The sequence below is a fragment of the Prevotella sp. HUN102 genome (assembly GCF_000688375.1).
GTDB lineage: Bacteria > Bacteroidota > Bacteroidia > Bacteroidales > Bacteroidaceae > Prevotella.
Map to the genome: position 1 here is coordinate 1,224,732 of NZ_JIAF01000004.1, position 25,704 is coordinate 1,250,435.

Genomic DNA, 25,704 nt, shown 5'->3' on the forward strand with positions numbered 1-25,704 from the left:
TTTTGAATTAAAGTTCTGTGCCATCCTTGAAGGCTTTGCCCTATCTGTACTTGCTGCTCCGGAGCTGTTTTGTGATTCTGTGGCATCCTTTAGTCATTCCGAGGATTTGTAAATGGCTGAAATTCAAAAGGAAAACTATCAGTTTTCATTCTTGCGAAGAGTGCGTTCCCATCTTCGCAAGAATGGAAAGCAAATGACCGAAGAATGCACTGCGTTCTTCGGTCATTTGCAATATGGGCATTCAGCTCATTGAAACTATAAACCTGAATGCAGAAAAATAAAGTTATTCTGTGAATCGGTAAGAAGTTGCTATTCCAAGATTATATTTTTGTTCTCAACTATGATAATCTCGCTTTCATCACAATCCTTTTTTGAGGTTACATCAATGTAGAGATTCAGATTCTGGAAGCCGATGTATCTCTTATCTTTTAACTTGATAATGCCGATAATGTCATCTATATTACAGTCTTCTATTTTCGGATAAAGCTCTACCGGCACTTTGTATGTGCATTCCTTTTCGTCATCTTCCACATATACATATCGATGCGTGATTGCAGCGACGGAGATAGTGAATGAATAGTCATCATCTGCAAATTTGTCAGTATAGTTTGCAGTCGTTCTTTTTAGATATTCTATCTCTCCTTCGTCAGTTACTCTTCTTAATTTATTGATATTGAACCAATTCTTCTTTAGCATAAATGGCGAGATGGTAATCAGGTCTGGCGTATCTATGTTGTCCATATCAATGCTGAGATACATCATATACTCCCGATTGAATTGCTTTTTTTCAATGAGTTCCTTTATGTTTTTAGGATGAGATATATACATTTTGAGGCTATCTGCTTCAAAGTATATTGATGCTGCAAACGATTCCTTCTTCTTGTCTTTTGCGAAATGTGTGAAGACATACGCATCGCATCGCTCTTCTATAAACCACGCATCGCCATCGCCGGCTTTATGGTTGTCGGAAAGCCAATAACCATCCATCTGAGGGTAGAGCATATTATCCTCCATCCACTTCGTTACGTCTTTGAAATCTTCAGAACTTGAAATAGTCTTTAGATTAAAAATAACCTCCCGACAGAGCCTTATCAGGTCGAGCCTGCAAATGCTTTCGTCTTTGTTTTCTATAATCTGTTTCAGCAAGTCCAGTCTTGGAGGTTCCTTTATGAGCATTCTTTCTTCTTCATAAGGCAGTTTGCGGAAAAAGTTGTAGAGCTTCCCGCAATCGCCAACAATGTCCTTTACATCTCCGTTTTGTCCTTTGTGCGGTATGATTCCCAAAAGCAGAAGAATCAGCATTGCAATGTCTGCGTTTATTATGCCATTCTCTTCGTCAAAGGCTTTCTTGCAGACTTCTTGTATTTCAGGTTCTTCAATATCAGCTATCGGTTTGTTGTAAATGCAAACAGCACAAAGTGTTTCGCACATTTTTACGTTGAACTCGTATTGCGCTTTGCTCTTGTTCTTCTTCAAGTGGCAATCAAACAGGCTGTTTATCTCTTCGTAGTCGTCCAGCACTTCGTCTATCTGCATCCCTGTCCTTTCTAACGCCTCAAACGCAAGTTCGTGGTAGATGGCACGTTTCAGAAACTGGTCATTGCCACCCTTTCTTGCAAGAGAATTGTTGTTGTTGGGGTTTATGCCAACAAAGTTGTGAAGCTCCTCCTTTGTATTGTAAAGAAGTCTGAGGTTTTCGATGGTCTTCAGACGCTCTTCAATCGTAAGAGTTTTCTGTTCCTCCATTATCTTTTCGTATTATATTACTAAAAGTGCCATAAAATTATAGCGTAAACAAAATTACATAAAAAAAGTAAGTTCCTACTCTCTTTTTTTTATTTTCTTTGCAGACAAGCCGATAAAGTTTGCCTTTGAATAGGCAGTTATTTCTTGTCGGCAACAAAAAACAATTCATATAGTTGAAAAACAGAATGAAAAATTTTGATAATTGCTATATTTATGTTAATTTTGCGAATACAAGCAGATGGATATTTATTCCTCTGCTTCGTATGAGCAAAACTTGCAAACGCGATTATATCCCGGTTAAATCTGGAAAATTCAACGAGGAGTCAATAATCGAGTTTAGGCAGGTTCTGTGCTCTCATTCTTATATGGGAGCGCGGACTGTCTTTACTTTATTTAGACTCCACGGTTATTTCCAGAACCTTACCGGATAAATAGAGATAAAGCGGGACCGTGTTCCCTTTTTCCGTATCTTGGAATCTGGTAAGCCCAATCTGTACTTTCGCAAATTCGATAGGGAACTTGCGAGCTGGAAAGGAAGTTTGGAGCATCCCTGTCTAATAGTAGAAACACGAAACATTAATCTTATAATATATTATTTATGAACAACTTATTGAAATTTTCAACAGCTTTAGAAAAGGTTACTGAAGTATCATCTTTGCTTGTAGGTGAAGCAAAAGTTGAATTTGAGAAAAAATCACAAGCATTTCTTAAAGAACTGCAAGATTCTCAATATATGAAGGTGCCATTGATTGGCGTATTCAGTGCGGGGAAGAGTTCGTTGTTGAACGTCTTTACTGGAAAACCCGGAATGTTGCCGGTAGATACTATGCCGGAAACTGCCGTGGCTTATGAACTGTATTTCAGCGAAATGGAAGTTGTGGAGTTGTTTCGCGACGGGACTAAGGTAGACTCCAAACCTTTAGCCGATATAGCTAAATTGGATACGAAGCCCGGTGATATAGCCAAAGTTTTCTGTAACAGCATTCCGGTAAAGAAACTTCAGGAAAGAGGAATCATCCTGGTTGATATGCCCGGTATCGGTTCAGGTATAGAGCGGCACGATGCAGCTATTGCAAATTATATTGACACAGGAACTGCATTTGTTTTGGTTGTTGATGTTGAACAGGGTTCTTTGCGTGGTAATACATTGGCGTTTATGAACGAACTTATCGACTACAAGATGAACCTTGCGGTGGTAATATCAAAAACTGATAAGAAGCCTGAAACTGATGTCAATGATATTGCAGAATATATTCGCTATCAATTGACAAAGCTGGGACATCAAAATCCTTACGTTTCAACTGCCTGTGCTGTAAACGGCAATTTAAGTGGTTTGACACAATATCTTGAAAGTCTCGATGCAAACCAAATTCTGGCTGAAAAACTTAGTGCTCAGTTTAAACAGATTGTTAAGTCTGTTACGAGTCAGCTTAAGACACGTATTGATGTGAGAACAAAGGATATTGCTGATGTTGATGAGAAACTGAAGGCAATAGAGGAGGAAATTGAAAACGTCAAGGCTGAATTGCCTACAACAAACAGCACTGCCGATACACCAGAGAAGTCTACTCAGGACATCTTGGACAACGTGCGTGCTGCGTTGGAGGCCAAGGCTACGGATATTGCTCAAATGATAATCAACCGAGAGAGTCAAGAGAGCATCAAGGCTTTTATTATTAGTATAGTAAGAAAAGAGATTGTAATCTCCATACAGGAGGAAAGCAAGCAGTATTCTGCTGCTTTAGGGCAGGCGGTTCAGGAATCTATAAAGAACTTATCTGTTATTGAAGTTGATGGTGGTTTTATGGATGACTTTGGAGATATGTATGGCTTTTTGTATTCTTTCTTGGGCAAGTTTTTAAATATAGGTGGAATATGGGGTAAGATTATCGGTTTTATCCTTCCTGTGCTTCCAAAAATTCTTAATTGGTTGTTTGGTAAATCTGATGATGAAATTCTTGAAGAGGTTCGTGCAAAGGTAATAGGTCAGGGTGTAAATCAGCTGATAGAAGGTTTGCATCCAACTGTTTTCAAGATGGTTGAGGATAATCAGCAGAAAATTAGAAATAAGATTCAGGAAGAACTTGTTGCCAAGATGGAGAAAGTGAAGGAAGGTCTCCGTGAGAAGATTGCCGATGCAACCAGAACAAAGGAAGATGTTCAGAGCGAACTGAATCAATTGAATACTGCGATTTCCGAGTTGAACGCTATTGCAGAGAATCTCTGATGATACATTAACGTGGGAGGATATGTCAGATTGCCATATCCTCCTTAAAACTTTTGAATATGGCATTAGTGCGTAAGCAGAAAAAAGATGCTGGCAAGCATTCTTCAATAAATAGGATCATAAAAGTAAACCCTTATGAAAATCCGGAAACCGTAATGGGGTTAATGGCAAAAATATGTTCTGTCAGACCTTCTGCGGAGACAGATATCTTTTGGAAGATTATTAACGATGCCTATGCAAAGAAATTAAGAGGATTATCATTTAGCGAATATTTGCAAGAAAATAGATATAGCTTATATGATAAGGATTTTCAATATGATTTGGAGAATTATTTACAGCAAATTTCTTGGACGCTGTCCGAGAGAGAGAATACTGGATACACCCAGATTGTTGTTGCTGGTGGATTCTCTTCGGGAAAATCTTCTTTCTTGAATCGTTTAACATCCAGTTCAAGTCTTTTGCCTACGGGAGTGGAGCCGGTTTCTGTTGTAAAAACCTATTTGTATTGTTCCAAAAATAATAAATCTATAAAGGTAAAAGGCATAAATCTGAAGAATGTCTTGGTAGATTTGGATTTAGGGGTATTGCAGGCTATTCAGCACGCTAAGGAATCGAATATCTATCTTGCCTCTGTTCTTGATAAACTTTTCGTAGAAATCCCAAATAAAGAGTTGGATGGAATTGTTTTTATCGATACTCCGGGGTATAACAATTCGGAAAAGGCTAATAAGTCTAATGGAAAAACAGATAAGGAAACTGCATTGGAAGCGATGTCGGAAGGAAATGTGCTGTTTTGGCTCATTGACTGTGAACGGGGTACAACTGTTTCCGATGATATTGAACTTATCAAGCAATTCAAAGGCAGGAAGGTTATAATCTTTAATAAGGCTGATAAAAAAGGAGAAGCTGAATCGGCAAAGATTGTAGAGTCCGCCGCAAAAACATTATACAAGGAATTTTCTAAAGAAGAAATCATAGATATAATAGCTTTCTCAACCTTGGATAATAAAATCTATTATTCCAAGAATCGTATGCGGTTTGCTCAAATTCTTAAGAGTGCAAAATCTTTTGGAAATGGAATTAATGAGCAAAAGAGGTTGAGAGATTTGGTTGGTATGCTTTTTGATCTTGAAATACTTGAAAGCGAAAAGTATATCAGTAGTATAGAAGAAGATTATAAGAAAAAGGTAGAAGATAAGAATATTCTTGAAAAATCTTATAGAGATTACAAAAATGCAGGGAATAAGTTATCGGATGAATTAGCAAATCATTATAAAGAATTATCTGATGTACTGGATAGTTGTTGTGCCTCTTCTTCCAACATTCTTAGTAGATTTATAGAGTTTTATAATGGTGTTTGTAATTTTGAAGAGAATGACCATTGGGGGAGTTCCAGTATATTGGATAGGGCTATAAGTCGAGCTAATAATACTATAAAAAATTGCAGAAGAGATAATGATACGATAAAGTATTCTGTTTATAAAAAAAAATATAGGGGCGACTTGGTGCAAAGAGCTAAAGAAATGGAAAATCTTTTGGAAGAGAAGGCGAAAGAATGGTATGAAAATGCAATTGAGGAATGTGAGGAATTGTTAAAATCAAAGGAGAGTGAGGAAATGCTTATAAAAGATATGCGAGAATACAAGCGAAATCTTATGGCTGCCATTGATTTAGGAATTGCGCAGTATAATAAGAAGAATAGAGCCGCGACAGTATATGTTGCCGACACTGCTCCCTATATCTATGATTGCATTCGTAAAGATGATTATAAATCATTTCTTCGCAGCTTTGAAAAAGGGGTTGATGTAGCTCAATGCAATGCTGACGGGTATAATCCCCTGACGTATGCAGTGGAATCGGGCAATAACAATATGGTTAAATTTCTGTTGAATAATGGTGCCGATCCTGCCATAAAGGACAATAGAGGATACAATGCTTTTCATACAGCGGTGGAAAATCAGTATCGAGATATCTGTAAAATGCTTCTTGATTTTGATGAAGACCTTATCTATACAAAAACAAGTAAAGGGGAGAGCGTAGAGGATTTGGCAACGAGGCAGACATTCTCTAAGTGGATAGAAAATGAAATTTATAATGCTTTATAATTATGAATAAAGAACAGTTTGGTTACTTAATAAGTAATTCTGAATCAAAATTAGATTCCCTTCGAGCAGTAGGTTACGATGGCTTGAAAGGCTATGTAACACAGCTTGAAAGTACGTTTAAAGAATTTAAAGAGGGAGGAAATGAATTGTTTGATAATAACAATACCTTGCAAATTGGTATTGTCGGACAAGTGAAAGCCGGAAAGTCGTCTTTTCTCAATTCATTGTTCTTCAATGGAGAAGACGTGCTTCCAAAGGCGTCCACTCCTATGACGGCAGGGCTTACCATTATTGAATATGCTGATTCAAATGTTTTCGTTGTGGAATACTTTAATGAAAATGATTGGGAGGTTTTTGTAAGACAGGATGAAGATTATAAGCTGATTGAACAGGAAGTAAGAAAACAGGAAAAAGGAGCACCTGAAAGTATTATAAGGAAAGAAATCGACAGTAGAACCAGTGAGAAAGTAAGGTCTGCGCACGAAATGGTTGCGGCGTGTGGTGCCAATGCCAGACAGAAGATAGGCAGCAAGGAAGAGGCTAAGTCTTTTTCTGACTTGAAAGACCTGCAAAACGTATTGGAACGGTATGTTGGAGCCAGTGGAGAATACACGTCGGTGGTGAAGAGCCTTTATATAAAGATGAATGATGCTCGGTTGAAGGGACTGCGAATCGTGGATACACCTGGAGTGAACGACCCGGTTATCTCACGAGAAAACAGAACACGTACATTCCTTCATTCCTGTCACGGTGTTTTTCTCTTGAGTGCATCTACTGATTTTATGGGAAGCGGTGATGTCGGTTTCTTAAATTCCCGCATAGGAGGCTCCGGCATTGGCAGTGTGGTTATTCTTGCCAGTAAGTTCGATTCTGTTTTGCAGGATATTGGTGCGGACAGGGAAATGAAGAATGAGCCAAAGGGCGACTTGGTTGATACCGTGGAATTGCAAACCAAAAAGTTTAAGCAGAGGCTTCGACAGTTGTCTGACACAATAGATGAAAATCTTCGTGGCAAGATGAAGCTCGACACCACTGCCGGCATAGGATATTCTATTGCTGAGAAGCCTTCAGATAAATGGGATGATGTAGAGAAGCAAATAGTAAAGCAGATGAAGCGTTACTATCCGGATTATTTCTCTACCGAAGCCGATGTTAAGGAAACTTTCAAGGGATTGGCGAATATCTCAGATATCAAAGATAAATATCTTGATGGAGTTTTCTTGAACAATAAAGAAACTATTATTCAGGAAAAGGTAAAGAACTTTTTTAGTAGAAACGGTGAACAGGTTGCTGATGAAATAGAAAATATTCTTCGCGAATTTAAGGAAAGACGCGAGGAGTTGAATGCTACTTCCGTAGCCGAAATCCAACAGCAGAAAGAGATACAGGGCAGGCTTTTCAAAGAGCTTGATGATGAGTTCAGACATATTTTCAAGAATTTCCAGGAAAATCTTCAGGATAATGTTAAACAGATATCTAATGATATTGAATTTAATGAGATTAGGGACATTCCACTTGAAAAAACAACGTCAGATATCACTCATAAAGGTTGGCTTTGGGGACACAATACAAATGAATTTGATTATTATCAGATTAATTGTTTAAAGTTGGGAGCAAATTTTGAAGGTGCAGTAAAAACTTATGCTGAAAGTTGGAATCAGAAATGGGCTGAACTCTTTAATGCAACATTGAATAAAATTTCTGAACGCCTTACTAACAGTATAAGTGAATTTGAGGTCAAAATAATGAGTAGTTCTTTTAATGATTCATATTACAGAAAACTTATTGGTTATTGTTTGGAGGATATTGGGCATAAGAGAATTCTGTCAATTGGAGAAATAAAGAAAGACTACACAAATAAAGGGTATGCTGAAGCAACCCGTTTTGTAATCCCCTCTTCAACTTATAATGTGTCTAAAGGTCGTGTAATACCAATATTGAATTCTGCTTTGGATAATCATATAAAGTTTTTAAAAACGAGATATATAACCTTAGCTGAGTCAATTCGTATTGACATTAGGAAAGAGATTGATAAGAAATTAAAAGAAGTCGTTGAGCAAATAGAAGGTTTGAAATTAAATTTCTCAGGCAATCTGAAGAAAGAAGGAGAGCAATATCTGAACCAACTTGAGAAAGACCTTTTGGATAAGGTTACGGTTCTCAATGATATAGATGAGATAATAAAATATTTAACGGAATTATCAGTTCTTTATAAAAACAAAGGATTATGAAAGAAAGAATATTGAATGCCAATAGCGAGATAGAGGCTAAAGGCGCACGCTTGAAGCAGAAAGTTGAAACATATTTTGCAGGGATGAACTTTGGAACATCTGCAAATGCAGGCAATCATCTTGAAGATAAGCAGACTGAATCTTCGTCGGCACCGTATATATTGTATGGTGTTGCCGGTGTTTCCTTGTTAGGTGTAATTGCATCTTCTTTTAAGTTGGTGTTTCTGGGTATATCAGCTGCCTGCGCTTATGGTGGATTCAAATTATCAAAGAAATCATCTGGCACAAATGCCTCGGCATTTGTATCTTCATCCGACATCAATGTTGTAAGGAATTATATTACTGATAGAGTTGTAGAAACTGTAAAAAAGATTACCAGTGATTGGCAGGAGTTTATGGAACTGAAACAGAGAGAGATAAGGTTGGCTATTGATAATCTTGAAATCTCTGACAACGAAAAAGATGAATTATACTCTAAAATTTATCTGTATGAGATTATAGACATTGCTATGTCTGAGTTCTACACAATGACTTCTTCATCAACAACGTCTTCACAGTTACGGGAACAAACTATGCTGTACAAGAAGAATATTATCACTGCGATAGAGAATGCGGTAAATTCTCAAATACAGAAGTATTCCGCTTTAATATAGAAGGTTGATATGTTATTTGAAGTTTTATGATTTGTATTAATGAGATTTTTCTGCAACCAGGAGTTTCTAATATATTGTAATGAACCTGTTGGATAAAATGAATATGTTTGGAAGTAACATTAAATGCAATATCTCCGACTCTGATATTCCATCTGGCTCAGGTGGAATTAACGGAGAGGGATATACATACGGCGAGCTGCGCCATCAGCCGATAATCAATGAAGTGTTGGCACGGATTAGCAATCCGAAGATAAGACAGATGGCAGAGGAATGCAATGAGCGCAACAGGCGTGAGGGATTCGAGATGTACAAGGTAGACGGCGAATACAGCTTTGAAGGGTTGAGAGTTGGGCCGAAAGTGAAAACACCCGGCAAAGAAGAACTGTTGCGAATGATTTCCGAACGGCCCATCACGGCTGCTGCCATTCGCAATATTACCTATGATATTCTGCGCGAAGCTATTGCAAAAGAGTGTGGAGTTTCTTTGCGTGAGGCAGCAGATATAATAGGCAATCAGTTGGACTGTGCGCCGCACGAAGACATATCGGGCTATATCTTTATGGTTCCAAACTGGGCGCACAAATGGTTTCGCCACAACGGATATGTTTCAAAGATGTTGGCATCCGTTTGAAACAATTTTATTGCTTAATGTTGATGAGTTAGAATCGAGTTCGGGTTTGTCCCGAACTCTTTTTTATTTGTCAGAAGAGTGGGCAGCTTCTTCTTCAATCGTAGAGAAAAAATCAGTCCATCGGGCTGCTGCACCTTTGTAATGTGGAGTTTCATTGAGTGTTGTTGGTTCAGCATTCCTTTTCTTTTCTTTCTTATTGTGTGAAGCTGTCTTGATGCTTGAAACCTTGCGGGCTATTCTCTTCGGCTCTTCTATCTTGCCTAAATCCTCCCATTCCGGGATAAATTCATAGCATACGCCTGCCAAGCCGTATTCAATTTCAGCCATCTTGATGTTTGCAGGTTCGGTTGTTATAAAGGGATCAACGTAGTCTGCACCGAGCACTTCAATTCTTATGGAACCGACACCACTGGCAATCATTCCAATCTGTTTGGCAGCGGCATACGAGAGGTCGATCAGTCGGCCTCTCACGAACGGCCCTCTGTCTGTAACGCGGACAACAACCTCTTGTCCGTTTCTCGTATTTATCACTCTTAGTTTTGTACCGAAAGGCAACGATCTGTGGGCACAAGTGAAGTCGTTTCTGTCGTAGCGTTCTCCATTGCTCATTTTTCTGCCGTGGAGACTGTTACTATAATAAGAGGCTTTACCACTCGTTTGTGCAAACGAGGTGGTAAAGCCTGTAAATGTTAGAATAACTATCAGGAGCGTTCTGATTTTTTTCATAAAGTTATTTTTATCAGTCTTCCCCCTTTGTTATTTTAAATCTCGCCCACAATGGAGTGGGCGAGAGGAGAAAACTTTTAGATTACGCCTTGTTCGAGCATAGCCTGTGCAACCTTCATAAAGCCTGCGATGTTTGCACCCTTTACGTAGTCTACAGAACCGTCTGGCTGTGTACCGAACTTAACACACTGCTCGTGGATGCTTTCCATAATCCAGTGGAGCTTGCTGTTTACTTCGTCGGCTGACCAGCTCAAGTGAGCGGCGTTCTGTGTCATTTCAAGACCAGAAGTAGCAACACCACCAGCGTTTACAGCCTTACCCGGAGCGAAGAGCATACCGTTGTTCTGGAAGAAGTGGATAGCACCCGGCTGGCAACCCATATTTGAAACTTCGCAGCAGCACCAGCAGCCGTTAGCCTTCAATTCCTTAGCATCTTCTTCGCTAAGTTCGTTCTGGAATGCGCAAGGAAGAGCGATGTCGCAAGGAACGCTCCAAGCCTTCTTGCCTGCTGTGAACTTAGCCTTACCCGGGAACTTGTCTGCCATGTCCTGAACCTTGTTACGGTTAGAAGCACGCATATCAAGCATATAGTCGATCATCTCTGTTGTGATGCCTTCAGGGATTTCGCAAACGCCGTCAGGACCAGAAATAGCAACAACCTTACCACCGAGTTCTACGGTCTTCTTTGCAGCACCCCAAGCTACGTTACCGAAACCAGAGAGGGCAACCTTCTTGTCCTTGATGTCCTTGCCTGCCTTCTTGAGGAGGTGTTCTGTGAAGTAGAGCGCACCGTAACCAGTAGCTTCAGGACGGAAGATTGAACCACCCCAAGTCATACCCTTACCTGTGAGTACACCTGTGTGATACTGGCGTGTGAGCTTCTGGTACATACCGTTCATATAACCGATTTCGCGACCACCAACACCAACGTCGCCTGCCGGAATATCCTGATCAGGGCCGATGTTGTGTCTCAATTCGAGCATAAATGCCTGGCAGAAACGCATAATTTCAGCGTCAGACTTGCCAACTGGGTCGAAATCAGAACCACCCTTACCACCACCCATAGGGAGTGTTGTCAATGCGTTCTTGAATGTCTGTTCGAAACCGAGGAACTTCAGCATTGAAGGTGTAACAGCCTTGTGGAAGCGGAGACCACCCTTGTATGGGCCAATCGCGCTGTTGAACTGAACGCGGTAACCGAGGTTTGTCTGTACCTTACCGTTGTCGTCAATCCAAGTTACACGGAATGTGAAGATACGTTCTGGTTCTACCATTCTTTCGATAATCTGAGCTTTCTCGAACTCAGGGTGCTGGTTGTAAACCTCTTCGATAGATTCAAGCACTTCCTGCACTGCCTGCAAGTACTCAGACTCTCCTGGATGCTTCTGCTCCAGTGTTTGCATAATTTTTTTGACTTCCATAGTAATTATGAATTAAATGTTTATGTTAGTATCAGTTTTTCAAATTGATACTGCAAATATATCCATTATAAATCAAACTTCCAAAGAAAATCAAGTCTTTTTTCTATAAAAATGCTTACACTTTGTAACTGCTGTTGCTTACTTTTTGGCATTGTTGCTTGCAAAAGAATAAAAAAAAACTGAATTTTGCAACTAAAAGGGATGCAGTCAAGTAATTATTTGGTATTTTTGTCGAAAATTAAGTTTTAAAAATGGCGTGTAAAAATCCCCAAAATTACGCAAATTCTGTCTTGAGGATGTATGTTTTGTCTGTTTGATGATGTGGCGATTTTGCAGTATTCACACTATTTCTATCTTTATATTATTGTATCTGAATGGAAATGTTAAAATTGATAATAATAATTTACAATATCATTTTCATATTTCCCATATTTGGGCGTAATGGACATTTGGAGCTTTTCAGCCTACCAAATGTCCATTACGCCGAAATCTTACTTCTTATTTTTCTGTAACTGCTTCTCCTGAAATGTTAAAATATGGGTGTTTTCTTTACAAGCGGAATGGGGGGGAGTGGACAAGTGGACGAGTGAACAAGTAAACAAGTAGGGGAGTAGACAAGTGGACGAGTAAGTAAGTGAATGGGGGAAGGAGGCAAAACAAATTTACTTGCTGAATGGTTTTCTTGTGGTTTTGTCTGTTTATCCTAAACTCGGATTTATAAATAATCCCTCTGAGTTTGAAACGGTTTCGAACTCAGAGGGATGTTTATGGCTATTGGCAATTTTCGTGTCGCAATATGTTATGATATAAAGTATAGCCTTGCTTTACTGCATATTATAGGTGTGTACGCTCATTCCCTGTGCTGAAGGAAGGTAATTGATTCCCCACCAACACATCTGAAGGAGCGCAAAATTGACAATCAGCATCCACATAGCCACTTCGATCCTGCCGTTCTTGCGCAAACGATAGTGGATGTAGGTAAGATAGGCGAGCCAAGTGGCAGCAGCCCACGTTTCTTTCGCCCAAAGAGCACCCGTGAGCATTCCGAGAGAAAGGAAAGCCCATCCTATATATACGAGGTTGTCGGTTATATCCAGTTCCTTTTGGGCTGCCGTCTTGTTTCTGTTGAAGAACAGGAGATATGCTGCCATAACGAAGGCTGCGCCAAGGAGCGCATAGGCGAACATATAGATAATGACGTGTGGGGCAAACCACGGACTCTGAAGAGCCGGCATAAGGGGCTTGCTGTGTATCTCCGGTTTCAGAAGGTTCACACAGATGAACACCAATGAGAGCACGGTGGAGAATGAAAGCAGCCACTTGTAGTTCCAACGGCTGTACACGATGATGCCTGCCAGAGGCAGGAAGAAAGAATACCACAGACGGGTTTCGCCCATCGTGCGCATAGGTGGACGGTCGAGCGTTATCCACATCGTGAGAATATAGCTGAAGAATACTGCCAGACCTGCAACCGTGGCAGCGTAAGCCAGTGTTTTCCTGTCTTTCCAAGCTGCATAGGCACCAACTGCCCACAACAATACGGAGGCGATGGCGAAGTATATAAAGTTATTCCCAAATGCTGTCATTTTTCGTTCTCCTTATATTTGTTGCGACCGGCAGTAATAAACATCAGCACAGCTCCTGCAAGCAAGAGATAAATACCCACATATACGGAGGGAAGCCAAGGGTCGCTGATGAGTTCGTAGACACTGAGCGTACTCCATTTTCCCTGTTCTTTGTTGAAATCAAGCTGATAAATCTTTCAAGTGCCGAATGTGTATGGCTTGTTTACTTCTATGTGAGCCGGAGTGGCTGTGCCTTCCTGACTATATATAATAATGTCGGAGGCATATATGGGGCACAGAACGAAACGTATAAAATGAATTGAGGATAAAAACAACGTATCTCTATATGTTTCAAAGAGTTATACGGTTTATTGATTAATGCGCCTGTAAAACGAAACGTTTACATTGGTTTAATTTCGGTTTACATCTGAGGCTCGTTGAGGCTCATAGGATTTACGAGAGGTTTACATTGGTTTACAGAAGGCTTACATAGACCAATGAGGGAAATAGTGAGGGCAGGAAATCCGCTCTTTTTTTATTGCTTTATATAAAAAATAAAATGCTATTTTATTCCATATAATTATTATTTGGTATATTTGCAATATAAAATAATAGATTATGGCAAAGGTTATACACGTACATTTGATACACGGATTAAAGGAAAGGAAACGAAGCGGAAAGACTGGTATTTCAGCAGTATTTCTGCCGTTTATACAGTATTTACGCCTGAACAGGTAGGTGCTACACGTAGTTATTTGCTCCATGCCGGGCTTTCAGGCAATGGTACGATTATCACGAAACGGGCTGTAATAAAGCAATCTACGCTCATTTCTGGCGGTTCTGGGGCAACGTATAAAGACTAAGGAAGAAAAGGCTTAGAACGGCATTAAAACGCCGTTTGAGAGGGTGGTAAAATCAGGGTGGTTTTATCACCCTTTTTCGTACAAAATAAGCTGTTTTTTTGCAGTGGTATTAGGGCTGCTATTGGAAAGTGGTATTAGTTTCTGTAACAACTGGTATTAGTAAAGTAGGTTTTGATGGGGTGCAATACAATGGGGGGAAGATACTACTTTTTTTATGATATGCACGTTTTTTGTACCGATAGCCCCCCCTAAATGCCACCACTTTTTGTAGTTTCACATTATTAAATAACGCTATATCAGGCTGTTTACTGTTTTTTCTGGTGTAAAACAGGGGGGGGCAGAGGAAGTGAGAGGGACTGAAGGAGTGCTGGGGGTACTTCTCGTTGTTTTATGAATGCAGTATATCATTGTATTGCTGTTGCATCTGGTCTATTCGACTTAGAATAATCGGATACGGTTGCAGCTCTTTCATCTCCCTAATATTTGCCAATTCCTGAATGAGGTAGTTTATACGATTAGTCCGCGCAGATGGTCGAACATAAGAGTCGAGAACCTCTTTCCAATACATCTCGAAAGAAGTAAGGACATTGTTCAATAGTTCCTCTTCATTAATATTCAGTTCTCTCCATTTATATAAGGATTGAATATCATTATCTGTAAGTTTGTGATCACAAGTTTCATAAAAGTATTCCATACGGCAAAACCTAATGGCTGTGTTTAATGCGTTTGTGTCCGGATGCCTTTTACGCATTTCTCCTTTTGCTGTCTTAAAGGCGGCGTAATTATCCCTAAATTGATAGAAATTTGTAGTTTCAGCCATCAGAGACTTGTATGTAACCATGAAACGTAACACTCTCCAAATGATATGCTTTCTCTCACGTCTTTTATCTCTCAATTTCATTTGTTCTCGATGAGATTTATAGTCGATGTCTTTGGATTCATGAAAAGTTTCGCCATCAGTTGAGGTAAGAATATGCACCTTTATATTTGCATCATCTTTATGCGTAAGACCTTTCGCTTTGAAATTCTTGTATACGACATACAAAATCAAGCAACCGATGATAATAAAAATTATAGCCATAAAATAGTTGTATTTAGAAAAATTTACTGATGCTACCAATAACTTCAAATACATTTATGATGCGGCTGACAGCGAACTCCTGCTCATCGAAATTAGGATTTATGGGAACATATCGGAGGAAGCCCTTAGAGGAGCCTTTGCGAAGAATCTTGATGGTGCGGATGGTATCGAGAATCACTGCATACATCTCGCCGTATTGAATGTCGTCTACAGTGCATGGGCGGAGAGCTATAATATCACCGTGGCTTATTCTTGGTTCCATAGAATGTCCGGTAACATTACACCAAAGATTGGCTCTGTCAAAACTGGGTACGATGATATTATGGGCTGGCAATGAGACTTGCGAATTATAAACCTCGCTGAAACCACCAAGAAAATCAACATCGTAATAAGGTTGTCCCATTTTGGGGTCATGGCTGACTATTGGTGCGGAGACATCTTCTTTTTCCTCCTCTTTAAGCATATTCCCTTTGCCTGTGAGAAGCCAGTCGGGAGATACGTTTAAACATTTTGCATAAATAATATCTATATCAAAGGTATTGCGGGTGATCCAAGTGTTAACTGCTTGTGGAGATACCCCTATCATCCGAGCAAATTCAGACTTATTACCACCAGAGTAATGGTCTATTAGGCTTAATAATCTATCTTTTTTCTCCATAATTAAACATTTCGAGTAAAATAATTACCAAAACATTTGGTTTGTTTATGCAAAACGTTTATCTTTGCAGTGTGTTCCAATGGAACGTGCGGCCAAAAATACGAAAAATAGCCGAGATTAGCAAATATTAAGTCTTAAAAGTAAGTGAGATTATGGCACGTAAGATTCAAACGACAATGGACGTGAAAAGGATGCTTATGAAAGCGTTCGGAGTAACAGAACGTATGGTTAACAGGGCACTGAGCTTTGACAGCGACAGTGAGCTTGCCCGTAAAATCCGCCATACGGCCAGAATGAAAGGTGGTTGGATAGAGGCTTCTGTACCTGAGGAAGAAATCTTCTATGATGTTACCGAAAACGGCATGAGGCTGATGCGCCAGTATTTTAGCAATGGTGCAGTCTTGGAAGCCAACATGACAACTGGCAGAGGAATCATCTTGTACAAGGGTTCCAAAAGAAAGGATTACAACAAGGTCTATCTGAGTGAGATTCCTTCCATGCAGGAATTTGCAAAGGCATTGTAAGGGGGGCACAGTATGGAGTATTACGGCAAGAAACTTTGTATATCCTACGGGGAACTTGTAGATGGTGGCATTATGACAGCCTCTAACTACAAAAGCCTAACCTATCGAAAGAAAATGGATGTCGTGCGCCATGGAGGTGGTGCGAGGGGCAAATGTGCTTTGATTGCCATAGAAAGTTTGCCAAGTAAATATCGTATTAGGGTTTACAAGGCTTATCCTCATGGTGAGGATGCACTTGTGAAAGAGTGGATAATATCTAACTATCATATTGACCGAGATGCCATTTCTTTTTTCTATGACTGTGATAAGATCGGTTTTGAAATGTCGGACAGAAAGAAATGGGAGTACATTGTCAACGCCTCTGTGCTGAACACTTGCATCAAACTCTATGGACGTGCGGGAGATTGCCAGCAGCTGTTCGGAGGTAAGTACAATTGGGGGATGATGGCCAAAGCTATCGAGATACTGCGCAATGAACTGGAACACACGCTCCCTGCCAGTACATCTCGCTTCAGACAGAAAGTGAACGACTACAAGCGCAATGGTTACGGCTGCCTTATAAGTGGCAAGTTTGGAAATCAGAATGCAAGGAAAGCGAACATTTAATTTTAGACTATGGAGTATTACGGTAATAAACTTTGCGTATCCTATCACGAGCTTGTGGACAGCGGTATTATGACTAATTCCAACTATTGTTACAAGGCTTGGAAAGGTCAGATAGACGTTGTCCGTCGTGGAGGTGGTGCGAATGGCTGTTGTGCTCTGATTGCCATAGACAGTTTGCCGGCAAAATACAAGGAGGCTGTCGAGGAAATGTATCCCGGTGGCGACGAGGTTCGCATCAAGACGTGGGTACTTTCCAATTATGAGATGGACCAAGCTGCCGTTGCCTTCTTCCATGATCGCAGCAAGACAGGTATCGACCTTGACGAGAGAAAGAAACGTGAGTATATCATCAACGCCTCGGTACTGAACTGCTGCATCAAGCTCTATGAACGCGCACGGGACAGCCAACGCCTGTTCGGTGGTAGATACAACTGGGATATGATGGCTAAGACCATCGAAACCCTGCGTGAGGAACTGGGACACACTCTCCCTGCCAGTACGCTGCGCTTCAGGAAGAAGGTAAACGACTACAAACGCAACGGCTACGGCTGTCTTATCAGCGGCAAATTCGGAAACCAGAGTGCAAGGAAGGTGGATTATAAGACCAAGCAGCTGGTCCGTGGCTTGGCAGTCTTGCCTAACAAGCCCTACAACAGTAACGTACACGAGATGTATATCAGCTTTGTCTGTGGAGAGCTTGATGTTTACGACCCGAAGACCGGAGAACTGTTCAATCCCGATGATTTCACGGATAAGAACGGCGACCCGAAGTTCCTGAGCGAGAGCACCATCAACAATATACTGAACGAGCCGGCAACGAAAATGCTGATAGAGAAGTCGCTGTCAAGCTGGAGTACCTTTATGCACGAGCAAATGCCTTATATGCACCGCCATAACGGACGCTTTTCGCTGAGCCAAATCACAATGGACGACGTGGACTTGACGCGCAAGCTGAAGGACACGAAGCAGCGTGTTCATGCCTACTATGCCTACGATGTGGTGAGCCAGTGCGTGATAGGCGCAAGCTACGCGAGAAAGAAGGACGAGCGGCTCGTGGTGGACTGCTTCCGCGATATGTTCCGGCTGATAGCCCGTAACGGCTGGGGTATTCCTGCCGGCATCGAGGTGGAGAACCACTTGATGAGCCAGTACAAGGAGGGGTTCCTGAAAGCCGAGACTGTGTTCCAGTTCGTGAGATTCTGCGCCCCTTTGAACTCACAGGAGAAATATGCCGAACCTCTGAACGGTGCGAAGAAGCGCAGCGTGATACACAAGAACCACGAGGGTATCGGCCGTTTCTACGGCAAGGGCAAGTGGCGTCAGGAGTATCAGAAAATCAGCGACGAGACCAACGAACTCTACGAGGACAAGGAATATTTCACTTGGGAGCAGCTGGTCGCCGATGACCGCAAGGACAACGAGGAATGGAACAACACGCTGCACCCCAACCAGAAGATGTATCCGGGTATGACGCGCTGGCAGGTGCTGGAGGCAAACATCAACCCGAACCTGCTGCCATACGATGCGAGAACACTTGCCTACCATATCGGCGAGCGGGTGGAAACAAGCATTCGCAGAAACTCTACCGTAAGGATGGCACACGAGGACTGGTGGCTGAGCAGCACGAGCGTACTGGAACGGCTGGAGCCGAACAATTACAAGGTTACCGCCTGTTATCTGCCGGATGATGAGGGCGCACCACAGGAAGTCTTCATCTATCAGAAGGGCAAGTACATCGACACAGTTGAGAAAGTGAACACCTACAGCCGTGTGATGGCCGAGCAGACGGAAGAAGACCAAGCAGCGTTCGTGGAGCAGCAGAAGAAAATAGCGAAATTCAACAAATACGTTGAGGACAACACCATCGACAGACTGGGAGTGATGAAACCGAGCCAACAGGCACAGCAGGAGGTACAGGAACTAAAAGCCTCCGTTCCTCCGGAATACAGGCCCCAAATGCCATTGCCAAGCGCATCGGACAGAGCGGTCGCAGACATATAGAATAACGTTAAAATGCCATTAGAATATGATTAGTGAGACTCAAAAACAGCGGATACTGGAGGCGATAGCAGCCAACCGCCGGAATTATCCAAGCGATGCGAAACACGCATCGGCACTGGGTATCTCCCCAAGTGTCTATAACGGGTTGAAAAAAGGCCAGACGGAGAAAGCACTGAGTGATGCCAACTGGGTGAACATCGCCCGGAGGCTGGACGTGAACCTCCGAGAGACGATAGAGTGGAAAGGCGCACAGACGGAGACATTCAAATATATCAGTCTGCAGATGGAGGCGTGTCAGGAGCGCAGCCTGAGCGTGATACTCTGCGACCTGCCCAACATCGGTAAGACCTATACGGCACGCTGGTATGTGAACGAACACCGTAATGCCGTGTATGTGGACTGCTCACAGGTTAAAACCAAACGTGCGTTGGTCAAGAAGATAGCACGGGAGTTTGGTGTAGGCATAAGCGGCAAGTATCAGGACACCTACGAGGATCTCGTGTATTACCTGCGCTCTATGGAACGCCCGTTGGTAGTGCTTGACGAAGCCGGAGACTTGCAGTACGAGGCGTTTTTGGAACTGAAGGCATTGTGGAACGCCACTGAAATGTGCTGTGGCTGGTATATGATGGGAGCCGACGGGCTGCGTGCCAAGATAAACAGGATGGTGGAACATCAGAAGGTGGGCTATGCCGAGATATTCTCACGCTATGGCGGTAAGTACAGCCGTGTAACCCCCGATCAGGAAGATGACCGCCGTCAGTTCCTTATGGAGCAAGCCCGTGCCGTGGCAAGCGTGAACGCACCGAAAGGCACGGACATTGGTCAGATAGTACGCAAGAGCGGAGGCGGTTTGAGAAGAGTATATACTGAAATAGAAAAAATAAAGAGAGGAGCATAATTATGATGACTAAGATAGAAATGCAGTATATGGATGCGGTCATACAGATGAACCGTAGGCAAAGAGACCACGAGATAGATTGGGAGCAACGCCGTTACGAGCTGGCTAAATCAGCCTTATTTGTGGCACCAATGATACAAAAAGAAGAAGGTCCAATAACAGCAGAACTTATTGCCAAGTATGCAGTAGAAATTGCAGACGCAACTGTTATGGAACTTATCAAAACGGAAAAATGACCAAACGAGCGTACAGTCCGAAAGAGATTGCTGCCAAGAAATGGGTAACATTGCCTTGGGGTGAGCAGTGGAGTGAGCCGTTCGGCTTCCCTGCCGAGAACGCCTCTTGGTTCATCAGTGGGGCGAGTGCGCAGGGCAAAAGCTCATTCGTGATGCAGTTGGGCAAGGAACTGTGCAAGTACGGTCCCGTTCTCTATATGAGCTACGAGGAAGGTGTAAATCAAAGTTTCCAACGCCGCATGAACTATCTGAATATGCATGAGGTACAAGGGCATTTCAGAGTTGTAACCGACGAGTCGATAGATGAACTTGCCAAGAGGCTTGCCAAGCCAAAATCTCCAAAATTCATCATTGTGGACTCCTTTCAAGTAGGTTGTTGGGACTATGGTTGGAGTTACTCTTCTGCCGTTGCACTGATGAAGAGGTTTCGTCGCAAGTGCTTCATCTTCATTAGTCAAGAACACAAGAGCGAACCAATGGGAAAACCTGCTGTAAGTCTGAGATATATCTGCGATATGAAGGTTCGTGTGATGGGTTATAAAGCCTACTGCTTGGGCAGGTCGATTGGCGAAGCCGGAAACCATTATGTTGTCTGGAAAGAAGGTATATTGAAAACGAGTAACAATCTGTGATAATTTAATTTTATATACAAATGAAAATAGAAGATTTATATGTTAAGGTAACCTACCATGTCGGTTTGAGTGATGTGGAAGTCAGCAATCAGTTATATGAAGCACTGCAACACTTGGCTGATCATGGAAAGGTACGTGGCGACTTAGTACATTCAGACAAACAGTTAGACACAGCCATAGAATGGCTTGAAGACAACATTGAGGAAAGTGATGCCTGCGACTGGGAATATGAAATTGAAAACATAGAAAACTAATTAAAATGAGCAAGGAAAGACGAATGATTGAAATTGCTCCGGGACGAATGAGTCCGGGCGGGCGTATGACAGAACATCTTGATAGCTGGGGGCACAGTTGCCCATACTGCCAAGGTAACGGCTTCTTTTGGCAAGAGGATGAGTTCAGGGATCGCTATAAAGAGCCTTGTCCCATTTGCAAGGGAAACGGAAAGCTGGATGCCATGGTAACTATTGAGTGGAAAGCGTCAGAGAATGTATAATCTTTAATTAATATGACAATGAGCAATTTTTTAGACGAAATCAAGAAGCGTATTCAAGTATGGCACGAACAACGTGCAGAACGGATCGAGACAGAGCGTCAGGCAATGCTCGACGCAGAAGCACGCAAGGCTGTGCAGGTAATGGAGTTTAACGGGGAGCTGTATGCTTGTGTGAATGGTGTACCCCTGTTTGGTGTCAGCGACATCAACGGCACTTTGCCGGAGGCTGTTGCCAAAGCAAGACAGAATTATAAAGACTGGAAGGAGGAAAAACTATGGGAGCGGAACGGAACTATGCGCGTTTCTACTGTCTTCTGAAGAAACTGACCGGCGCAGATAAGGAAACGCTTGTGGAGCAATACACCCACGGTCGGACGGTCCACCTGCACGAGACCACCATACAGGAATATGATGCGATGTGCAACGCTATGGAACGAGTGGCAGGTTTTGATGAGCGCAAGGAGGCAATACGAAAGGAACTCCGCCGAAAGCGCAGCATGTGCCTGAAGCTGATGCAGCAGCTCGGTGTGAATACAACAGACTGGGCGCGGGTGGATAACTTCTGCCAACATCCCCGTCTTGCCGGCAAGCCTTTCAGGAATATCAGCATAGAGGAACTTGAGGACCTCTCCGTAAAACTGAGGACGATCAAGCGCAAGGGTGGCCTTAAGCCACGGCAAGCACGAGAAGAGCAGAAGAATACGACCTCATTTGTTTATGTCCCGATGGGGAATATCGCAGAAAGTTAATGAATATGACACCAAGAGAATTTGTAAAGCGTGCGATGGAGCACATCAAGGAACTCACGGAGGGCTTAAGCGAAGCGGAGTATGACAACTGCCTTGAGTAGCTTTCCTTTGAGATAGAGGAGGAACGCCAGCAACTGAACTGGTCGCCCGACATAGAAGATTAGTTTTATCAACCCTATAAAAAGAAAAGACAATGGCAACAAGAAAGAAAAAAGTAATCATTACCGGCGTGAGCAGAGAAGCCGCCGATGAAGCGTTTGCAACCTACGCTAAAAGCGATGCACAGGTACAGAAAATCAATGCGGACATCGAGCTGCAGTGTGCCAAGATCCGTGAGAAGTATGCTGACAAGCTGGCGACTCTCACTGAGGAGAAAGACAAGGCTTTCGACACCCTGCAGGCATTCGCCACAGAGAACCAGGCTGAGTTGTTCTCCAAAAAGAAAAGTCTCGACATGGCTCATGGTACCATCGGTTTCCGCACTGGGACACCGAAATTGAAGACGTTAAAAGGCTTCACGTGGGCAAGCGCATTACAACTTGTTAAGCGTTTTCTGCCAGACTATATCCGCCAGACAGAAGAGATTGCCAAGGATAAGCTGCTTACTGATCGTGATGGTAACGTGTCAATGGAGGTTTCGGACTCTCCGTCACTTGTAGAAGTTCCTATACGGCAGGCTATGACGGAATGTGGTATACAGGTTACGCAGGATGAAACCTTCTATGTCGAGCCCAAGAAGGAGGACACCAGCGTATGATCAGAGAAATATCTAAAACGCCCAAGGTAGCCCTGTGCCGTGAATGTCATGGCACGGGCTTCCAAAAGGTAAGTATAGACGGGACACAGACACATGTCCGGTGTCCCCAGTGTGAGGGAAGCGGCAGGGTGCTGGTAAGTTGCAAGATGAGCCTTGACATCCGCCCGTACAGAAACAGTCAACAATCCTAACAAATCCCACAGCTGTGAACAAAAGGAAAGGAAAGAGTTATGCCAAACGCGTTGCCGACATCAACCATATCTATGACACTTACGTAAAGACCGGTCTTCCGAACCGTGAGATATGGAAGCGTTATGTCTACCCCAAGTACGGCATCAGCGAGCGCACCTTCTACAATCTGCTGAAGGCATCGGGCAGTCCTGGAATCGAGGACAGCTCGGAGCTTTCAGCAGAGGGCTTTTTGTTCCCTGAGCTGTTTATAGAAGATGAAACCAGAGACCCGTCGTATTTTAGGAAGAATCCTTAATGACATCCGCGTGGAGATGACGGACGAGTTCGACCGGAACTTCGAGCGTCAGTCCTTCTTCGGCGAAGCGTGGCAGCGTCGCAAGAGCCCCACGCGCCCGGGTGGCCATATACTGGTCGATACCGGACGGCTCCGCAGAAGCATACAGAGCCGGACAACGGAGAACAGCATAACCTTCTTCACCGAAGAACCCCACGCAGCCATTCACAATGAGGGCGGCGAGATTGTGGTGACAACGAAGATGAAACGGTACTTCTGGCACAAATACTACGAGGCGACCGGCTCGCTCGGCAGGAAGAAGGACGGCAGTCGCAGGAATGACAAGCGCACGGTGCAGCTTTCCGAGGAAGCCGAGTTCTGGAAGTTCATGGCCCTGAAGAAAGCCGGTACGACCATCAAGATACCGCGCCGCCGTTTTCTGGGCACCAGTCCGGAAGTGGAGAAAGCCGTCCGGGAAATCATTGAGGAGAATATCACCGAGTATATCAACTTTGAATTCGAGATTAACGAGAAATGAGAAAGGAACTGTACAAGATGCTCTGCGATAAGCTGAAGACAGTAAGCGGCGGGGTCATCAAGCATATCGACCTGTGGAACCACAACGTCGAGTTCATCGAGCAGGAGGAGCAGTGGGAACGTCCCGCTGTGTTCGTGGAGTTCGCCCCCATTCAATGGCAGGCTGTTCAGAACGGTGTGGAATACCGTGCCGAGCCGATAGTGAACCTGCATGTGGTGACTGATTGGACGGGCAGCGTCAGTGCCGGCAGCGAGTTCCAGGAGGAAAGTCTGAAGGTATTCGACCTGCTGGAGGAAATCCACAAGGCACTGACCTGCATGGAAGGCGAGACTTTCATGGAATTTGACCTGGTGGAAAGCCGGACAAACCACAACCACGAGGAAATTGTCGAGAACATAGAAAGCTACCAGTGTGTGGCCATCAAGAGCCTCTGAACGAAAAAACAAGGCTAAAAACAAAAAATCCGCTGCTTTTGTTGGAAGTAACGGATTTTTATTGTATATTTGCAGTGCGTAGAGATACGTAGGGACAGGGTCGAAGTAATGACCGTGTACCGCCCCAAGGTCGCTTTTCAGCGGCCTTATTTTTATATCTTCAGTTCCTTCAATACCATTTCGTCTGCTATATAGAAGAAAATTCTACCAGTACACTTTCGTCGTGCCTCTGTCAGAGCGGCATAGTATTTCGCATCATGTGTGGGTATCTCGAAGACAACCGCCTCGCCTCCTTGCTTTGTGAGTGCCTTCTTGGCATACTTCACGATATTGCCGGCTCCACCGGTTACGCATTTCAAGTCAGCCTTTACCTTGTCGAATCTAATATCGTAGGTCTGTCTGGCGGGTCTGTTCACGCCTTGCAGGTATTCGACATCATGCCCATTGTCGGCAAGAACCTTGCACATTCTCATTTCCTTGTTGAACTTGCTCCTTTCTGCATTGCTGGCCGTAGCTTCCGCAATGCGTTCCAATTGCGTAGCCACAAGTCCGATGTCCTTTGGTGATACATAGGTTCTTTCCCATGTCTTCTCATCATATTTCAGGATACGCTCTGCAGCCCCTATGTTCTCGTGTTTTTGAGCCCTTATAAGCCGGCAAGCAGCGCAAAGTTCATTGTCAGGAATGAAAGCAAGTTTCAGTTTACCTTTGGCAATATCGCAGTCCCTGCAGCGGCGTATGGTGTAGGGGTTGTAGTCGGGTACAGACTTCTGCTCCAGTCCAGCATTGAAACGGAATATCCCCTTTGTGTCCTTGCCCGTTGCCTCTTCTCCGAGAGCCATCGCCTCGTCGTGTGGTGTGACGGGATATTTCGACTTGCGCACCTGTACAACCGTGCAGCGACAGTTCCATCCGTTCGGCGGGTAATATTCTTCCCAGAACGGGTCAGTGATGGGCAGCGTTACACGGTCAAGAGCGGCATGTTCAGGGCGTACCTTATCGTCTCCTGCAGTACGGTACTGGAGGTTGTACCGGTCGCCATCCTGCATGAAGTCCTCCCACTTGGCAGCCATCTGTGCGGAGGCCTGCACAAAATTATACTCCGCACGGAGATAGTTCCGGTTGTATGTACTGTCAATGCTTTGAACGTCATTCAGGAACTGTTCGAATGACTTTCGATTGCCGTCCTCATCGAGTAGCGACGGGAACGCCTCGTTCAGTTCGTGGAAGGTCTTCATGCCGGAGAATATGTAGTCAGACCGTTGCAGCCGCTTTCGCATCGTATCGGACATCGCTACTTTCTCAAAGGAAGAGTCCAATGCAGCGGCATGCGCCTCAATGAAGTTCCGCATTTTAGGCGTCTCCAGAATCTCAATGCGGAACTGTGCCCCCTCCACCTTGTAAAGTGTCCGCATCATTCCCTCAAAGAGCGTGGAGAGTTCTTTCCTTATATCCTC

At 43.3% G+C, this 25,704-nt stretch carries 27 protein-coding genes and 2 pseudogenes; 21 read left to right on the forward strand and 8 right to left on the reverse strand.

The window, feature by feature from the left end; all coding sequences use genetic code 11:
• Positions 1-309: 309 nt before the first annotated feature.
• Positions 310-1,746, reverse strand: a complete 1,437-nt coding sequence (locus P150_RS0110230) for a hypothetical protein (RefSeq protein ID WP_028897596.1) — start codon at positions 1,744-1,746, stop codon at positions 310-312.
• 733 nt (positions 1,747-2,479) lie between these two features.
• Between P150_RS0110230 and P150_RS0110240 the strand changes: the two genes are divergently transcribed.
• From P150_RS0110240 to P150_RS0110260, 5 genes are all read left to right on the forward strand, one after another.
• Positions 2,480-3,973 carry a dynamin family protein gene (locus P150_RS0110240; protein ID WP_197018082.1) on the forward strand — a complete coding sequence of 498 codons (1,494 nt, stop codon included), beginning with the start codon at positions 2,480-2,482 and terminating at the stop codon, positions 3,971-3,973.
• A 59-nt stretch (positions 3,974-4,032) separates the two neighbouring features.
• Positions 4,033-6,078 carry an ankyrin repeat domain-containing protein gene (locus P150_RS0110245; protein WP_028897598.1) on the forward strand — a complete coding sequence of 682 codons (2,046 nt, stop codon included), beginning with the start codon at positions 4,033-4,035 and terminating at the stop codon, positions 6,076-6,078.
• A gap of 2 nt (positions 6,079-6,080) precedes the next feature.
• Complete coding sequence (locus P150_RS0110250) at positions 6,081-8,309, forward strand: dynamin family protein (RefSeq protein WP_028897599.1); 2,229 nt, start codon at positions 6,081-6,083, stop codon at positions 8,307-8,309.
• Positions 8,306-8,962, forward strand: a complete 657-nt coding sequence (locus P150_RS0110255; RefSeq protein ID WP_028897600.1) for a hypothetical protein — start codon at positions 8,306-8,308, stop codon at positions 8,960-8,962. The genes P150_RS0110250 and P150_RS0110255 overlap by 4 nt, the downstream gene beginning before the upstream one ends.
• 103 nt (positions 8,963-9,065) lie before the next feature.
• A complete protein-coding gene (locus P150_RS0110260; protein ID WP_036932357.1) occupies positions 9,066-9,593 on the forward strand; it encodes a hypothetical protein in 528 nt (175 codons plus the stop codon).
• A gap of 63 nt (positions 9,594-9,656) precedes the next feature.
• Here P150_RS0110260 and P150_RS0110265 read toward each other — a convergent pair whose 3' ends face one another.
• The 4 genes and pseudogenes from P150_RS0110265 to P150_RS18025 form a co-directional block, all read right to left on the reverse strand.
• Entirely contained in the window at positions 9,657-10,319 is a 663-nt protein-coding gene (locus P150_RS0110265) for a septal ring lytic transglycosylase RlpA family protein (protein WP_028897602.1), read from the reverse strand.
• A gap of 77 nt (positions 10,320-10,396) precedes the next feature.
• Positions 10,397-11,740 carry an NADP-specific glutamate dehydrogenase gene (gene gdhA / locus P150_RS0110270; protein ID WP_028897603.1) on the reverse strand — a complete coding sequence of 448 codons (1,344 nt, stop codon included), beginning with the start codon at positions 11,738-11,740 and terminating at the stop codon, positions 10,397-10,399.
• A gap of 824 nt (positions 11,741-12,564) precedes the next feature.
• A complete protein-coding gene (gene ccsA, locus P150_RS0110280; RefSeq protein ID WP_028897604.1) occupies positions 12,565-13,326 on the reverse strand; it encodes a cytochrome c biogenesis protein CcsA in 762 nt (253 codons plus the stop codon).
• A pseudogene (locus P150_RS18025) lies at positions 13,323-13,592 on the reverse strand (cytochrome c biogenesis protein ResB); the annotation flags it as partial. The gene ccsA and the pseudogene P150_RS18025, both read right to left, overlap by 4 nt.
• A gap of 331 nt (positions 13,593-13,923) precedes the next feature.
• Between P150_RS18025 and P150_RS16380 the strand changes: the two are divergent.
• Positions 13,924-14,168 (forward strand): annotated as a pseudogene (locus P150_RS16380) (hypothetical protein).
• Between the two features lie 388 nt (positions 14,169-14,556).
• On the opposite strand, the gene P150_RS0110295 reads toward P150_RS16380, so the two are convergent.
• The gene (locus P150_RS0110295) at positions 14,557-15,249 is read right to left on the reverse strand and encodes a hypothetical protein (protein ID WP_028897606.1); all 693 of its coding nucleotides are present in this window, start codon (positions 15,247-15,249) and stop codon (positions 14,557-14,559) included.
• A gap of 13 nt (positions 15,250-15,262) precedes the next feature.
• Positions 15,263-15,907, reverse strand: coding sequence for a S24 family peptidase (locus tag P150_RS0110300; protein ID WP_028897607.1), 645 nt, complete (start codon positions 15,905-15,907; stop codon positions 15,263-15,265).
• Positions 15,908-16,059: 152 nt separating this feature from the next.
• Here P150_RS0110300 and P150_RS0110305 point away from each other — a divergent pair, with 152 nt between their 5' ends.
• The 15 genes from P150_RS0110305 (at position 16,060) to P150_RS0110375 (ending at position 24,247) form a co-directional block, all read left to right on the forward strand.
• The gene (locus tag P150_RS0110305; RefSeq protein ID WP_028897608.1) at positions 16,060-16,431 is read left to right on the forward strand and encodes a hypothetical protein; all 372 of its coding nucleotides are present in this window, start codon (positions 16,060-16,062) and stop codon (positions 16,429-16,431) included.
• 12 nt (positions 16,432-16,443) lie between these two features.
• Positions 16,444-17,037, forward strand: a complete 594-nt coding sequence (locus P150_RS0110310; RefSeq protein ID WP_028897609.1) for a hypothetical protein — start codon at positions 16,444-16,446, stop codon at positions 17,035-17,037.
• A 9-nt stretch (positions 17,038-17,046) separates the two neighbouring features.
• Positions 17,047-19,038, forward strand: coding sequence for a hypothetical protein (locus P150_RS0110315; RefSeq protein ID WP_028897610.1), 1,992 nt, complete (start codon positions 17,047-17,049; stop codon positions 19,036-19,038).
• Between the two features lie 25 nt (positions 19,039-19,063).
• Positions 19,064-19,939: an AAA family ATPase gene (locus P150_RS0110320; RefSeq protein WP_028897611.1), complete on the forward strand. Its 876-nt coding sequence runs from the start codon at positions 19,064-19,066 to the stop codon at positions 19,937-19,939.
• 2 nt (positions 19,940-19,941) lie between these two features.
• Complete coding sequence (locus P150_RS0110325; protein ID WP_028897612.1) at positions 19,942-20,175, forward strand: hypothetical protein; 234 nt, start codon at positions 19,942-19,944, stop codon at positions 20,173-20,175.
• Positions 20,172-20,807, forward strand: coding sequence for an ATPase AAA (locus P150_RS0110330; protein ID WP_028897613.1), 636 nt, complete (start codon positions 20,172-20,174; stop codon positions 20,805-20,807). Before P150_RS0110325 ends, P150_RS0110330 begins: the two co-directional genes overlap by 4 nt.
• Positions 20,808-20,827: 20 nt before the next feature.
• A complete protein-coding gene (locus P150_RS16385) occupies positions 20,828-21,061 on the forward strand; it encodes a hypothetical protein (RefSeq protein WP_051617622.1) in 234 nt (77 codons plus the stop codon).
• A 5-nt stretch (positions 21,062-21,066) separates the two neighbouring features.
• The gene (locus P150_RS0110340) at positions 21,067-21,303 is read left to right on the forward strand and encodes a hypothetical protein (RefSeq protein ID WP_028897614.1); all 237 of its coding nucleotides are present in this window, start codon (positions 21,067-21,069) and stop codon (positions 21,301-21,303) included.
• A gap of 18 nt (positions 21,304-21,321) precedes the next feature.
• Complete coding sequence (locus tag P150_RS0110345; protein WP_036932360.1) at positions 21,322-21,621, forward strand: hypothetical protein; 300 nt, start codon at positions 21,322-21,324, stop codon at positions 21,619-21,621.
• Positions 21,579-22,052 (forward strand): hypothetical protein, encoded by a 474-nt coding sequence (locus tag P150_RS0110350; RefSeq protein ID WP_028897616.1) that lies wholly within the window; start codon positions 21,579-21,581, stop codon positions 22,050-22,052. Before P150_RS0110345 ends, P150_RS0110350 begins: the two co-directional genes overlap by 43 nt.
• Before the next feature lie 193 nt (positions 22,053-22,245).
• On the forward strand, positions 22,246-22,809 hold the full coding sequence (locus P150_RS0110360; protein WP_028897617.1) for a host-nuclease inhibitor Gam family protein: 564 nt from the start codon (positions 22,246-22,248) through the stop codon (positions 22,807-22,809).
• Positions 22,806-23,000 (forward strand): YuiA family protein, encoded by a 195-nt coding sequence (locus P150_RS18030; protein WP_076169408.1) that lies wholly within the window; start codon positions 22,806-22,808, stop codon positions 22,998-23,000. The genes P150_RS0110360 and P150_RS18030 overlap by 4 nt, the downstream gene beginning before the upstream one ends.
• 14 nt (positions 23,001-23,014) lie before the next feature.
• Positions 23,015-23,296 carry a hypothetical protein gene (locus P150_RS16390; RefSeq protein WP_014708767.1) on the forward strand — a complete coding sequence of 94 codons (282 nt, stop codon included), beginning with the start codon at positions 23,015-23,017 and terminating at the stop codon, positions 23,294-23,296.
• Positions 23,256-23,813, forward strand: coding sequence for a phage virion morphogenesis protein (locus tag P150_RS0110370; RefSeq protein WP_028897618.1), 558 nt, complete (start codon positions 23,256-23,258; stop codon positions 23,811-23,813). The genes P150_RS16390 and P150_RS0110370 overlap by 41 nt, the downstream gene beginning before the upstream one ends.
• On the forward strand, positions 23,810-24,247 hold the full coding sequence (locus tag P150_RS0110375) for a hypothetical protein (RefSeq protein ID WP_014708769.1): 438 nt from the start codon (positions 23,810-23,812) through the stop codon (positions 24,245-24,247). The genes P150_RS0110370 and P150_RS0110375 overlap by 4 nt, the downstream gene beginning before the upstream one ends.
• A 152-nt stretch (positions 24,248-24,399) precedes the next feature.
• On the opposite strand, the gene P150_RS18035 is transcribed toward P150_RS0110375, so the two are convergent.
• Positions 24,400-25,665: a phage minor head protein gene (locus P150_RS18035; RefSeq protein WP_231477600.1), complete on the reverse strand. Its 1,266-nt coding sequence runs from the start codon at positions 25,663-25,665 to the stop codon at positions 24,400-24,402.
• Positions 25,666-25,704 lie beyond the last annotated feature (39 nt).

What these genes read in the sequence shown, in the direction of transcription:
- P150_RS16385 (WP_051617622.1), top strand. Translation starts at nt 20,828, where the DNA reads ATGAAAATAGAAGATTTATATGTTAAGGTAACCTACCATGTCGGTTTG.
- P150_RS0110265 (WP_028897602.1), bottom strand. Translation starts at nt 10,319, where the DNA reads ATGAAAAAAATCAGAACGCTCCTGATAGTTATTCTAACATTTACAGGC.
- P150_RS0110345 (WP_036932360.1), top strand. Translation starts at nt 21,322, where the DNA reads ATGAGCAATTTTTTAGACGAAATCAAGAAGCGTATTCAAGTATGGCAC.
- P150_RS0110350 (WP_028897616.1), top strand. Translation starts at nt 21,579, where the DNA reads ATGGGAGCGGAACGGAACTATGCGCGTTTCTACTGTCTTCTGAAGAAA.
- P150_RS0110300 (WP_028897607.1), bottom strand. Translation starts at nt 15,907, where the DNA reads ATGGAGAAAAAAGATAGATTATTAAGCCTAATAGACCATTACTCTGGT.
- P150_RS18030 (WP_076169408.1), top strand. Translation starts at nt 22,806, where the DNA reads ATGATCAGAGAAATATCTAAAACGCCCAAGGTAGCCCTGTGCCGTGAA.
- P150_RS0110245 (WP_028897598.1), top strand. Translation starts at nt 4,033, where the DNA reads ATGGCATTAGTGCGTAAGCAGAAAAAAGATGCTGGCAAGCATTCTTCA.
- P150_RS0110320 (WP_028897611.1), top strand. Translation starts at nt 19,064, where the DNA reads ATGATTAGTGAGACTCAAAAACAGCGGATACTGGAGGCGATAGCAGCC.
- P150_RS0110295 (WP_028897606.1), bottom strand. Translation starts at nt 15,249, where the DNA reads ATGGCTATAATTTTTATTATCATCGGTTGCTTGATTTTGTATGTCGTA.
- P150_RS18035 (WP_231477600.1), bottom strand. Translation starts at nt 25,665, where the DNA reads ATGATGCGGACACTTTACAAGGTGGAGGGGGCACAGTTCCGCATTGAG.
- ccsA (WP_028897604.1), bottom strand. Translation starts at nt 13,326, where the DNA reads ATGACAGCATTTGGGAATAACTTTATATACTTCGCCATCGCCTCCGTA.
- P150_RS0110305 (WP_028897608.1), top strand. Translation starts at nt 16,060, where the DNA reads ATGGCACGTAAGATTCAAACGACAATGGACGTGAAAAGGATGCTTATG.
- P150_RS0110370 (WP_028897618.1), top strand. Translation starts at nt 23,256, where the DNA reads ATGAAACCAGAGACCCGTCGTATTTTAGGAAGAATCCTTAATGACATC.
- P150_RS0110330 (WP_028897613.1), top strand. Translation starts at nt 20,172, where the DNA reads ATGACCAAACGAGCGTACAGTCCGAAAGAGATTGCTGCCAAGAAATGG.
- P150_RS0110250 (WP_028897599.1), top strand. Translation starts at nt 6,081, where the DNA reads ATGAATAAAGAACAGTTTGGTTACTTAATAAGTAATTCTGAATCAAAA.
- P150_RS0110230 (WP_028897596.1), bottom strand. Translation starts at nt 1,746, where the DNA reads ATGGAGGAACAGAAAACTCTTACGATTGAAGAGCGTCTGAAGACCATC.
- P150_RS0110360 (WP_028897617.1), top strand. Translation starts at nt 22,246, where the DNA reads ATGGCAACAAGAAAGAAAAAAGTAATCATTACCGGCGTGAGCAGAGAA.
- P150_RS0110310 (WP_028897609.1), top strand. Translation starts at nt 16,444, where the DNA reads ATGGAGTATTACGGCAAGAAACTTTGTATATCCTACGGGGAACTTGTA.
- P150_RS0110325 (WP_028897612.1), top strand. Translation starts at nt 19,942, where the DNA reads ATGATGACTAAGATAGAAATGCAGTATATGGATGCGGTCATACAGATG.
- gdhA (WP_028897603.1), bottom strand. Translation starts at nt 11,740, where the DNA reads ATGGAAGTCAAAAAAATTATGCAAACACTGGAGCAGAAGCATCCAGGA.
- P150_RS0110315 (WP_028897610.1), top strand. Translation starts at nt 17,047, where the DNA reads ATGGAGTATTACGGTAATAAACTTTGCGTATCCTATCACGAGCTTGTG.
- P150_RS0110240 (WP_197018082.1), top strand. Translation starts at nt 2,480, where the DNA reads ATGAAGGTGCCATTGATTGGCGTATTCAGTGCGGGGAAGAGTTCGTTG.
- P150_RS0110375 (WP_014708769.1), top strand. Translation starts at nt 23,810, where the DNA reads ATGAGAAAGGAACTGTACAAGATGCTCTGCGATAAGCTGAAGACAGTA.
- P150_RS0110255 (WP_028897600.1), top strand. Translation starts at nt 8,306, where the DNA reads ATGAAAGAAAGAATATTGAATGCCAATAGCGAGATAGAGGCTAAAGGC.
- P150_RS0110260 (WP_036932357.1), top strand. Translation starts at nt 9,066, where the DNA reads ATGTTTGGAAGTAACATTAAATGCAATATCTCCGACTCTGATATTCCA.
- P150_RS0110340 (WP_028897614.1), top strand. Translation starts at nt 21,067, where the DNA reads ATGAGCAAGGAAAGACGAATGATTGAAATTGCTCCGGGACGAATGAGT.